We start from the raw sequence: 12,095 nt of genomic DNA, 5'->3' as shown, positions 1-12,095 counted from the left end.
ACGCCACGCGTGGATGCGCGTCACGCGTTGGGCAGCACCACGCGCTTGCCGTCCACCGTCGGCCGGTTGATGTAGAACAGGCCGGGCCCGGGCCGGTACGGCAACTCGCTCACGCCGGCATCGGCCGCATAGGTCAGCGCGGTGTCGCCCAGTGCATCGAAGTTCCAGTGCGCCGACTGCATCAGGTAGCGGCGGCGCAGCAGCGCTTCCTGGGTCGGGGTCAGTGCCTGTCCCTCCAGCAAGCGCCGTGCGATCGGCTGCAGGTTGGCAGGCAACGCCCAGTCCGCCACGTCGGCCGCTTCGGCCGTCCACTGCACGCCGGCTTCTCTGGCCTGCCGCTGCATCACCTGCAGGCCGATCAGCTGGTAGCGCCAGTCGATGGGCCGGCGCAGCACCACCGCTGCGGTCACGTACATCACGGGGCTCAGCAATACGCTGCGGCTGCCGGCACGGCGCTGCTGCTGCCACTGGTGCCAGACATCCACCCACACCTCTTTCTCGTCCAGGCCCAGCTGCTGCCGCCAGCGTTCGGCATCGGCCTGCGCTTCGGCGTACACCGTGGTCGCCTGCAGCTGCGCCAGTGAGGGCGTCTGGTAGTCGGGCACCGGTGGGCGTCGCAGCTGCTGCCGGTGCGGCCGGCTCAGCAGTTTCGGCCCTTCCTCGGTCTGGTCGTAGCCGCCGCCGATGTTGGCATGCACGCCGGGCAGCACGATCTCGGCATGCGTCGGTGCCACCGTGGTCAGCGGGTAGTGCTGGCGGTGTTCATCGCGGGCCACCAGCTGCACCACGCGGCCGGCGATGCCGGCAGGCAGGGCCAGCTGCGGCCGCTCATCGGCACGGCCACCGCTGACCGCCACCACGGTGTCGAACAGGCCGATGAAGCGCAGCGCCGGGCGCTGTACCGCGAAATCCACCGCGCACACGAGGCCCGCCTGCTGCAGCAGCTGTCGCCAGCGCGCGCCGTCCCAGCCGTGCAGCTGGTTGGCGACATCGCGTGCGGCGGCCGCGCCACGCGAGTAGCCGAACAGGTCCACCTGCACGCTGTGCAGCGGGGTACGCCGCTGCGCGGCAAGCGCGGCCAGGGCCGCCGGCAGCAGCACCTGCAGCGCGCGCTGGACCTTGGCGCGCACGCCGCTGGCACCCACGCCGAAGGCCAGCCCGATCAGGTCGTCCTCGGCGTCATCGCGGGTGCCGACACCTTCGATGTAGATCGCCAGCGACGCACCGACGCCGGGCGTGCGCCGGCTGTCCGGGTACAGCTGGTACAGCCGCGTGATGTTGGTGGTGCCGTTGTCGTAGCTGCTGGTCAGCCGGCTCTGGTAAGTCGAGTCATCGTCGGCGCGGAGCAGGGCAGGGCGTGGCTGCGGCGACTGCGGCCGGCCGCGCGCGAGGTTGTGCGCGTTGTTGCGGGTGCCGTCGAAGAACAGGCCAATGCGCAGCACGCCGGGATCGGCGTCCGCATCTGCCTGGTGCTGTCCTGGTGCCATGTGCGTTCCCCGTCGTGGCCGCGTCACGGTGGCGCGAACGCCATGTGTTGGCGAAGTGTACTGGCGTTTTTGACCTGCCTGAACGCCGAGGCCGTGGATCACAGATCCGGATACCGACGCCTGTCCTCTATTGAATTCACATGCGCTGGACAGGCCGAATGGCCAGACCCGGCAAACCGGGTCGTGATGCATCAAGGCTGTCCACCTCACTTCCAGGAGCGACCAGAATGATGTCCAGATCGATGGGTAGAACGGCGGTTGGCGTGTTGTTGGGCCTTTCGGTGGCGGCGGCGGCCAGTGCCGCGCCGTTGTTCGAACCGGTGACCATCCTCAGCCGTGCTTCGGCCGGCAGCGATCCCGCACTGGCCCGGCTGCTGTCCACGCCGTCCACGGCCACGGTACAGGAAGTACGCATCGACGCGGCCGCCACCGCGCAGCCGCAGCTGGAATTCGAACTGCTGGGGCAGAAGGTGCAGGCGATCCGCAGCAGGGTCGAGGCGCTGCCTGACGGTGGCAGCATCTGGTACGGGCAGATCCGCGCGCCGTCGGACCGCCTGCAGAAGGCGACCTCCAATGGCCAGGACGATCCGGGCAATTCACTGATCGTGGTGCGCTCGGGCAACACGCTCACCGGCTCGATCCGCAAGGACGGCAAGCTGTACCGGCTGCGCCCGCTGGGCGATCGCCACATCCTGGTAGCGGTGGACGAAAGCCGGATGCCTGCCGACCACCCGGCCGACTACAACCAGCTGCCGAATATTCCGATGGCGGGCCAGGATCGCATCGGCATCGCCCAGGCATCGTCGGGCACGCCCGCGACCATCCGCGTGCTGGTGGTGGCCACCAATGCCGCCGTGGCGGCCTATGGTGGCAACATGCAATCGCTGGTGCAGCTGGCGGTGGCCGAATCCAACCAGGGGTATGCCAACAGCAACGTCGGCATCACCATGCAGCTGGCCGGGTATGAAACCACCAGCTATACCGAGTCGGGCAACTTCACCACCGACCTGGCCCGCTTCCGCACGACCAGTGACGGCTACATGGACAGCATCCATGCCAGCCGCAACAGCACGACGGCCGATGTCGGCGTCCTGCTGATCAACAACACCAGCTACTGCGGCCTGGCGTCGGGCATCGGCTCGACGGCGGCCACGGCGTTCGCAGCGGTGTACTGGGACTGCGCGACCGGGTACTACTCCTTCGCGCACGAGATCGGCCACCTGCAGAGTGCCCGGCATGACATCGCCAACGATCCGAGCACCTCGCCGTATGCCTTCGGCCACGGCTACCGCTACGAGCCGGCCACCGGTACCGGCTGGCGCACGATCATGGCCTATGACTGCACCCGCGGTTGCCCGCGCCTGAATTACTGGTCCAACCCGAACATCAGCTACAACGGCATCCCGATGGGCATTGCCAGTTCAGCCGACAACCAGCGCGTGCTGGTCACCACCAAGCACACGGTGGCCGGCTTCCGCTGAGGCGGTTACCGGATGGCACCCGCCGACCAGGGTCGGCGTCTACCGGCCTGCGCGCTCTGGTAGATGCCAACCTTGGTTGGCAGCCGGCAATCCGTCATTCGCGCTTGAGCGAATCCAGGCGCCAGCCGTCGGCATCCACGCGCAGCACCGAACCCTGCTCGTACCAGTCGCCCAGCACGATGCGGGTGCAGCTGCGGCCACCGGCCTGCAGCGTGTGGATGGCCGGGCGGTGGGTGTGGCCGTGGATCATCGTGTCCACGCCGTGGCGCACGAAGGTGGCCTCGACTTCGGCCGGGGCCACGTCGGTCACCGTTTCGAACTGCGCGCGGTCACCCTGTTTCATTTCCGACTGGCGTGCCTGGCTGGCATCGCGTGCCTTCTGCGCGAACGCAATGCGTGCGGCCAACGGCTGCGAGAGGAACTGGGCCTGGAACACCGGGTCGCGGGTCTGCGCGCGGAACTGCTGGTAGGGGATGTCGTCGGTGCACAGCAGGTCGCCGTGCTGCAGCATCACCGGGCGGCCGTACAGCTCGATCACGCAGGGGTCGGGCAGGATGCGCAGGCCCGCACGGCGCGCATAGTCCTCGCCCAGCAGGAAATCGCGGTTGCCGCGCATGAAGAACACCGGCACGCCGCTGTCGGACAGCACCTTCAGCGCATCGGCCACCGCATCGGCGGCCGGCGAGGGCGTGTCATCGCCGATCCAGGCTTCGAACAGATCGCCGAGGATGTACAGCGCGTCCGCGCCGGGCGCGTCCTCGCGCAGGAAGCGCAGGAACAGGTCGGTGATGGCTGGACGGCTGGGGTCCAGGTGCAGATCGGAAATGAACAGCGTCGTCATGCAGGCATTCTAGGGCATCGGCTTGCCGCGTCGGGCCGGGGTCAGAGCCCTTTCCGCAGGAAAGGGATCCGACCCCCCGGAGTTACACCGGCGCGTCGGGCTGGGGTCAGAGCCCTTTCCGCAGGAAAGGGATCCGCCCCCCCGGAATTACACCGGTAGCGGCAGCCAGGCCAGGCTGGCCGAGGCCAGCAGCGCGGCGATGCCGGTGGCCGCCAGCACGTCGCTGGGGTAGTGCAGGCCCAGCACGACGCGCGACAGGCCGACGCCGAAGGTGAAGGGCACTAGCAGCGGCGCCAGCCAAGGGTAGTACGCCAGCGCCACGATGGTGAAGGACACCGCATGCAGGGTGTGGCCGGAGGGGAAGCTGAACTCGTCCAGCGGTGCCACCCAGGCGCGGATGCGCAGGTCGGCCGCATACGGCCGCGGGCGCCGGGTCCAGCGCTTCAGGCCCTTGTAGAGCAGCAGTGCGGCCAGGCCGGTGGCGGCCATGTGCACCGATGCGCGCAGGCCGTCGAAACCATCGACCAGAACCAGCGCGCCCATGAGCACGTACCAGAAGACGCCATCACCCAGGCGGCTGATGATCGAGAACAGGCGACGCACGCGGCGGCGCCGGCAGTAGTGGTTGGCCCGGCGGCACAGCCGCGCTTCGCGGCCAGCCAGTCCTTCAAGCGGCGTTGTGCGCATGTCCGGTCCTCCGTGCCTGGGCCAGTTCGGCCAGCAGCGTTTCGAATTCGGCCACCACCTGCTGCGGGTGCAGGCGCTTCATCGCGCGGGCGGCGTTGCTGCCCAGCTCGCGCCGCAGTGCATCGTCGCTGGCCAGCTGCACGGCCGCTTCGATGAACTGTTCGTCGGTGTCCACAGCGGCCCCGTTCTCGCCGTTGCGCAGGTACTCGCGCGCAGCGCCGTAGTCGAAGGCCACGGTGGCCAGGCCGCAGGCCATGCTTTCAAGGGTCACGTTGCCGAACGTCTCGCTGCGGCTGGGGAACAGGAACAGGTCGCCGCTGGCGAAATGGCGGGCCAGGGCGTCGCCGCGCTGGATGCCGCAGAAAATGAAATCGGGGTTCTCGTGGGCCAGCTTCTCCCGCGCCGGGCCGTCGCCGACCCACACGAAGCGTGCCTTCGGCCGCACCTGCTGCAGGCGGCGGAAGGCCTTCACCGCCAGCCCGAGGTTCTTCTCGGCAGCGATGCGGCCCACGTAGATGGCGACCAGTCCGTTGCCGTCCACGCCCCATTCCTCGCGCAGTGCGGGATCGCGCCGGCTGGGATCGAACTGCTGGCTGTCCACCGCGCGCGCCAGCAGGCGCACGCGCTCGAAGCCCTGGTCGGTGAGGAAGTGCTGCAGTTCGCGGGTCGGCACCAGGGTGGCATCGGCCTGGTTGTGGAAGCGGCGCATCCAGCGCATCGCTGCCGTCTGCAGCCAGGCCACACCGTAGTCGGGCAGGTACTCGTCGAAGCGGGTGTGGAAGCCGGTCGCCACCGGAATGCCGAGGCGGCGGGCGGTGCGCAGCGCCGACCAGCCCAGCGGGCCTTCGGTGGCGATGTACACCGCGTCAGGGCGCTGCTTCTGCCAGTGGCGGCCCAGGCGGATCGGCGCGGGAAGGCCGAAGCGCAGGCCCGGGTAGCGGGGCAGGGCGGCGCCCGGCACCAGCAGCGTGCCGGGCGCCGATTCCAGTGCTTCACTGGCCTGTCGTGGACGGATCAGGTCGACCTCATGGCCGGCCGCACGCAGTCCCAGTTCCAGGCCCTGCACGGTGAGTGCGACGCCGTTGACTTCCGGCGGATAGGTCTCGGTGACAATGGCATGGCGCATGGCGGGCCTCCGGTTTTCCGGCATGCTCGGGCCTGCCCATGTAGTGCCTGTTACCGCTTTGCGACCGTCGGATGACGGCCGCGCCGTACGCAGAAGCACGGCCCCGAAGGGCCGTGCCGTGGATCAGAAGCGCTGCTGGTACTTCATGTAGATGAAGCGGCCGATGTCGTAGCCGCCGTAGTACGAGAAGTTCGCGCTCGGCTGGGTGTACATGATCGGACCGTACTTCTCGAACACGTTGTTCGCACCCAGCGATACCGTGGCGTCCCACGGCAGGCTGTAGCGCACCTGCACATCGTGGAAGGTGGTCGAGCCGCGGCGGTTGTAGTTGCGCACGCCGCTGTACCACGGGGCCTGCTGGCCAGGGTGCGAGCATTCGTCGGCATGCAGGCGCGGGCTGAAGCACTGTTCCTTCACTGCCGAGTAGTAGCGCACGCCCCAGTTGATGCCGAAATTGCCACGCTCCCAGTCCAGCGACAGGTTGGAGCGGGTGCGGAAGCCGATCCCGCCTGCGCCGGCCAGGCCGGTGCCGGGTGTTGGCACCACGCCGGCGTCATTGGTGCTGCGTTCCCGCGACGACACCACGTAGGTGCTCTTCCAGTCGGTGCGCAGGGTGCCCCAGTCGGTTTCCCAGCGATGGCTCAGTTCCAGGTCATAGCCTTGCGTTTCGCGGAAGCCGCTGTTGCGCACGCCGTACTTCAGCTGGTTGACGATGCCCAGCGCCGGGTCGCGGGTGAAGCCGGCGCAGCGCTCGGCGATGCCCAGTTCATAGCAGTCGCGCAGCATGTCGTTGGGATGGTCGGCCACGATGGTGTCGTCGATGCGGATCTTCCACCAGTCCAGCGCGATGTTCAGGCCGGGCGCGAAGCCCGGGCTCCAGACCACGCCCAGGGTGCGGCTGGTTGCGGTTTCCGGCTGCAGGTCGGGGTTGGAGCCGTTGGTGAACGGCAGCGGGGTCTGGCCACTGCTGCTTTCAATGGGTACGTTGCCCTGGCCCAGCTGGCGGTAGCTGTCGGCATTGGCGATGTCGGCCGCGCAGCGCGCACGCACCTCCGGGCTGCTGGCCGCCGCGCCGTACACGGTATCGCAGGGGTCGCGGAAGCCCGTGGTGAAGGTCTGCGAGCCGCCGCCATAGAGGTTGGCGATGGTGGGCGAGCGGAAGCCCTGCGCCCAGGTGCCGCGCAGCAGGACCTGTTCGATCGGCCTCCAGGTGAAGCCGAACTTGCTGTTGAGGGTATCGCCGAAGGTGCTGTAGTCCGAATAGCGGGTGGCCGCATTGACGGTGAGCTCGTGCGCCGCGGGCAGGTCGCGCAGCAGCGGCACGCTCAGCTCCAGGTACGCTTCGTCCACGCGGTAGCCGCCGCCGGTCGGCCCTGCAGCGAGGTTGGTGGTGGCGCCGGTCTGGGCCAGCGGGTCGGGAATGAAACGGCCATCCTCGCGGCGGCTCTCCACACCCACGGCCATGCCCAGGTCGCCGGCCGGCAGGGCCAGCACGGTGCCACTCACCGTGGCGAACAGGTTGCGGCTGGTGGTGCGGCCGCGGCTGATCTCCTCGGGGAACAACCAGTCCATCAATGCTGGATTGCCGGTCAGGCCATTGGGGTCGTGCTGGCCATAGGGCACCAGTGGGTTCCACGGCATGCAGCCTGCGATCGGCGCACCGGGTGTGCCGCATTCGACCTTGCCGGTGGCAGCGTTGTAGAACGAAGGGCCGGTGGCGTCTTCGACGCGCTGCTTGTGCAGATTGCCGGTCGCGCGCTGGGTCAGTTCGCTGCGGTTGTACTGGTAGCCCGCTTCCCAGTCGAAGCCGTGCGCACCCAGCTCGAAGCTGCCCTCGAAGGCGGCCACGCCCTGCCAGGTGGTGAGGTCGCTGACGCTCACGCGCGGGACTTCCCAGAGACGCCGGTTCCAGTTCACGTCGCTGGGAGCCTGGTAACCGTGGTGGCTGCCAAACGGATTGAACCAGCTGTCCTTCGACATCGGGTTGATGCCCGCGGCGCCGGACTGGAACGGATAGCCGGCGATCTGCCGGGTTGTCTCGCGTCGGTTGTAGGCCAGCTGGGTGTTGAAGTGCAGCGTATCGGTCAGCGCGACGCGACCATCGACGAAGATCGAGTCGCGCTTGATCGGCGTCTGCACATGCATCTGTTCGTTGCTGTTGCTGACATCGCCGGTGAACGGCGTGTCGTCGCTCAGGTGGACGCTGCCGGGGCCACCGGGCGCCACGCCACGATCCAGCGAGTAGCTGCAGCCGCGGCTGCTGCTGCAACCCGGGCCATTGAAGCCGGTGATGCGGCCCCACTGGCCCACCGTGGTCCAGCCATCGGCAGGATGACGGTCGGTGTTGGTGTAGGCGCTGAACCAGCGGTCGCGCGCCCAGACGCCTTTCTCCTCGACGTGTTCGGCAGCGAAGCTGATCGAGGCGCGGTCGTTGGACCAGCCGCCCACCACGTCGTACTGCGTGCGGTCGCCATCGCCCTGGCTGTACTGGCCCCGGTAGAGGCTGGCGCTGATGCCTTCGACGTTGCGGCGGGTGATGATGTTGACCACGCCGGCCATCGCATCGGACCCGTAGATGGCCGATGCGCCATCCTTGAGCACTTCCATGCGTTCGACGGCGGCGGCGGGCAGGGTGGAAATGTCCTGCAGGCCGCCGGTGGTCATGCCCATGCGCTTGCCGTTGACCAGCACGAGGGTGCGCTGCGCGCCCAGCCCGCGCATGTCCACGAAGCTGCCGCCGGCCGACTCGCCCGCTGACAACGGGCTGGCGCGGCTGGCGGCGGGGCTGCCCATCGCGGTCAGGTTCTGCAGGATATCGGCCACCGAGTTGAAGCCCTGCCGTTCGATGTCGGCGCGGCTGATGGTCAACACGGGCTGTGCGGTTTCCAGATCGACCTGGCGGATGCGCGAACCGGTGATCTCGATGCGGTCCAGCGTGGTCGGGGCGGGGGAATTCTGGGCCAGTCCGGCCGTGGCGGCGGAATCCTGCGCCAGTGCGGGCAGGGCGGCCGCGGTGCTGGCGGTGGCCAGCGCGCAGCGGATCGCCCAACCCAACGGGGAGGTGCTCGGCGTCATGCGGTTTCTCTCTCTGATGTGCGGAAACGGACGCCCGAAGCGCGGGCTTGTCCGGCCGCCACGACGTTCATCGCGACGGCACGCCACTAACGCGCAGCGTTCAAATTCCGTAAAGGCAGAAAGCGACCGGTGGCTGCATCGGCGCTGTCGTATTCCGCGTTACCTGCGGAGGTTCAAGAACTTGTGTGCGTTGCAGTGCAAAACGAGAGAGCGCCGGGAGACGCCACGCCGTCGATCTGGCGCGGCCGCCTTCTGTTCATTAGCGACAAAAAAACCACGGCCCCGAAGGGCCGTGGTTGTTCAACAGATGCGGCGGCGCGATGGATCAGAAGCGCTGCTGGTACTTCATGTACACAAAGCGGCCGATGTCATAGCCACCGTAGTAGGAGAACACCGAGTTCGGCTTGCTGTACATGTTCGGGCCGTACTTCTCGAACACATTGTTGGCACCGACCGAAACGGTGGCATCCCACGGCAGGTTGTAACGGAACTGCACGTCGTGGAAGGTGACCGAGCCGCGCTCGTTGTAGTTGCGCGAGCCCGGGTACCAGGGGGCACGCACGCCCGGATCGGAGCATTCGTCTGCGTGCTTGCCCACATCCAGGCACTGTTCCTTCACGCCGGAGTAGTAACGCGCGGTCCAGCTGATACCGAAGTCGCCCAGATCCCAGCCCAGGGTCAGGTTCGAGCGGACGCGGAAACCGCTGACGCTGTTGGTGGCGATGCCGTTGATCGGCGTCGGCACCACTTTGCCGTCGTTGGTCGAGCGGAATACGTTGGAGCTGACGTAGGTGGTCGACCAGTTGGTGGAGAAGGTACCCATCGAGTCGGTTGCCAGACGATGGGTCAGGTCCATGTCGTAACCTTCGGTTTCCAGGAAACCGGCGTTGCGATTGCCGTAGGTCAGCTTGTTGACGATGCCCAGCGCCGGATCACGAGTGAACTGCAGGCAGCGGGCGTCGATGCCCTGCTCGTAGCAGTCGATCAGGATCTGGTTCGGGCTGTCGGCGATGATGGTGTTGTCGATGCGGATCTTCCACCAGTCCAGCGAGACGTTGAAGTTCTGGATGAACTGCGGGCTCCACACAACGCCCAGCGTCTTGCTCTTGGAGGTCTCCGGCTGGAGGTTCGGGTTCGAGCCGTTGGTGAACGGCACCGGCGTCTGGTCAGTGCTGCTGGTGATCGGTACCAGGCCCTGCTTCAGCTGGCGGTAGGTATCGGCGTTGGCGATGTCGCGAGCGCAACGTGCGCGTACTGCTGCGCTGTCCTTGGACGGGCCGTAGACGGTATCGCAGGGATCGGCGTAGCCGGTGGTGAAGGTTTCCGAACCGCCGCCGTACAGATCGTTGATGGTCGGGGCGCGGAAGCCCTCCGCCCAGGTGCCGCGGACCAGCAGCTGGTCGATCGGACGCCACTTGAAGCCGAACTTGCTGTTCAGCGTGTTGCCGAAGGTGTCGTAGTCGGAGAAGCGCGTGGCGGCGTTGAAGCTCAGTTCCTTGGCGCCCGGCAGGTCCGCCAGGACCGGGACGTTGAGCTCCAGGTAGGCTTCCTTCACCTTGTAACCGCCACCGGTCGGGCCAGCGGCCAGGTTGGTGGTGGCGCCGGTCTGGGCCAGCGCGTCGGGAATGAATTCACCGGTTTCCTTGCGGTTTTCCAGGCCGAACGCAAAGCCCAGGTCACCGGCCGGCAGAGTGACGATGCTGCCGGCGATGGAGGCGAAGAAGTTCTTGCCAACGGTCTTGCCGGTGGAATTCTCAGCCGGCATCAGGTAGTCGATCAGGGCCTGGTTGCCGGTCAGACCGTAAGGATCAACCACGCCTGCGGCGATCAGCGGATTCCAGACCATGCAGTTGGCGATCGGTGCAGCGGCAGTACCGCATTCGACCTTGCCGGTGGCCGCGTTGTAGTACGACGGGCCGACGGCATCCTTGACGCGCTGCTTGTGCAGGTTGCCGGTAGCGTGCTGGCGCAGCTCGTTCTTGTTGTACTGGTAGCCCACTTCCCAGTCGAAGTAGCGTTCGCCGATATCGAACGAGCCACCGAAGGCGGCCACGGCGCGATAGGTCTTCAGCGAGCTGTCGCTGACGCGCGGCACTTCCCAGGTGCGGTGGTTCCACGCCACGGCGGTCGGGGTGGCATAGTTGTGCTGGCTGCCGAACGGGTTGAAGTAGCTGTTGACCGACATCGCACCGATACCAGCGGTGGACGACTGCAGCGGATAGCCGGCGATCTGGCGGCTGGAATCACGCTTGTTGTAGCCCAGCTGCGTGCTGAAGTGGATCGAATCGGTGATGTTCACGCGGCCATCGACGAACACCGAGTCCCGCTTCAGCGGATAGTTCAGGTGCATCTGCTCGTTGGTGTTGCTGACGTCGCCGTCGGGGGCACTGGCGTTGGTGATGTGGTAGTTGGCCGGGTTCAGCGGATCGCTGCCGCGGTTGAGCGAGTAGCCACAACCTGCAGCGGCACAACCCGGGCCCTTCAGGCCGGTGATCTGGCCGTACTGGCTGACCGTGGTCCAGGCTTCGGTCGGGTGGCGGTCGGTATTGCCGAAGGCGCTGAACCCGCGGTCCTTGGCCCACACGGCCTTTTCTTCGGAATGCTCCGCAGAAATGGTGATCGAGGCACGGTCGTTGGACCAGCCGGCGACCACGTCGAAGCGGTCACGGGCGCCGTCACCCTGGCTGTACTGGCCGTGGTAGACGTTGGCGGTCACGCCGTTTGCGTCATGGCGGGTAATGATGTTGACCACGCCGGCCATGGCGTCCGAACCGTAGATGGCCGAGGCGCCATCCTTCAGGACTTCGATGCGCTCCACCGCCGACACCGGCAGGGTCGACACGTCCTGGTAGCCGGAGGTGCTGATGCCCAAGCGCTTGCCGTTGACCAGCACCAGGGTGCGCTGAGCGCCCAGGTTGCGCATATCGATGTAGGTACCACCCGCATTTTCGCCCGCGCTGAGCACATTGGCGCGGCTGATCGCAGGGCTGCCCATGGCGGTGACGTTCTGCAGGATGTCCGACACCGAGCTGAAGCCCTGGCGCTCGATATCGGTGCGCGAGATGGCCAACACCGGGTTCGCGTTCTCCACGTCGACCTGGCGGATGCGCGAGCCAGTGATTTCGATGCGGTCCAGGGTCGTAGGGGCGCCGTCCTGGGCGAATGCAGGCAGCGCAATCGTTACGGTGCCGACGATCAGGGCGTGGCGGATCGCCTTGCCCAGCACGGTGGTGCGTGAAGTCATCGCGTCTCTCTCTCTCAGAAGCTTCGGGTGCAGGGCCAAAGGAGCCCCGGCAAATGTCGGCTCGCATCAAAGCGATTGAGCCGGCGACTTCGATTTATTCTCGTTCGTTAACCCGATGTAAAGGGCTTGCAGCAAAATATGTCGAAAGTTGTCC

General features: G+C 66.9%; 7 protein-coding genes. 1 reads left to right on the top strand and 6 read right to left on the bottom strand.

Annotated elements, in window-relative coordinates; genetic code table 11:
* Positions 1–20: 20 nt before the first annotated feature.
* Positions 21–1,487 carry a DUF2235 domain-containing protein gene (locus C1926_RS03860; protein ID WP_108758307.1) on the bottom strand — a complete coding sequence of 489 codons (1,467 nt, stop codon included), beginning with the start codon at positions 1,485–1,487 and terminating at the stop codon, positions 21–23.
* A 227-nt stretch (positions 1,488–1,714) separates the two neighbouring features.
* Here C1926_RS03860 and C1926_RS03855 point away from each other — a divergent pair, with 227 nt between their 5' ends.
* Positions 1,715–2,968: a zinc-dependent metalloprotease gene (locus C1926_RS03855; protein WP_108758306.1), complete on the top strand. Its 1,254-nt coding sequence runs from the start codon at positions 1,715–1,717 to the stop codon at positions 2,966–2,968.
* 94 nt (positions 2,969–3,062) lie between these two features.
* Here C1926_RS03855 and lpxH read toward each other — a convergent pair whose 3' ends face one another.
* The 5 genes from lpxH to C1926_RS03830 all read right to left on the bottom strand — a co-directional run bounded on the left by lpxH (position 3,063) and on the right by C1926_RS03830 (position 11,941).
* Positions 3,063–3,809, bottom strand: a complete 747-nt coding sequence (gene lpxH, locus C1926_RS03850; RefSeq protein ID WP_108746038.1) for a UDP-2,3-diacylglucosamine diphosphatase — start codon at positions 3,807–3,809, stop codon at positions 3,063–3,065.
* 147 nt (positions 3,810–3,956) lie between these two features.
* Positions 3,957–4,496, bottom strand: coding sequence for a phosphatase PAP2 family protein (locus C1926_RS03845; protein WP_079220791.1), 540 nt, complete (start codon positions 4,494–4,496; stop codon positions 3,957–3,959).
* Complete coding sequence (locus C1926_RS03840) at positions 4,477–5,622, bottom strand: glycosyltransferase family 1 protein (protein WP_079220792.1); 1,146 nt, start codon at positions 5,620–5,622, stop codon at positions 4,477–4,479. Before C1926_RS03840 ends, C1926_RS03845 begins: the two co-directional genes overlap by 20 nt.
* 123 nt (positions 5,623–5,745) lie before the next feature.
* Positions 5,746–8,697 carry a TonB-dependent receptor gene (locus C1926_RS03835; protein WP_108758305.1) on the bottom strand — a complete coding sequence of 984 codons (2,952 nt, stop codon included), beginning with the start codon at positions 8,695–8,697 and terminating at the stop codon, positions 5,746–5,748.
* A 325-nt stretch (positions 8,698–9,022) separates the two neighbouring features.
* On the bottom strand, positions 9,023–11,941 hold the full coding sequence (locus C1926_RS03830; protein WP_108758304.1) for a TonB-dependent receptor: 2,919 nt from the start codon (positions 11,939–11,941) through the stop codon (positions 9,023–9,025).
* Between the last annotated feature and the right edge of the window lie 154 nt (positions 11,942–12,095).

The organism is Stenotrophomonas sp. ZAC14A_NAIMI4_1, assembly GCF_003086915.1.
Lineage (GTDB): Bacteria > Pseudomonadota > Gammaproteobacteria > Xanthomonadales > Xanthomonadaceae > Stenotrophomonas.
Note: the sequence above shows the minus strand (reverse complement) of the source record. Positions and strands in the feature narration are given on the sequence as shown.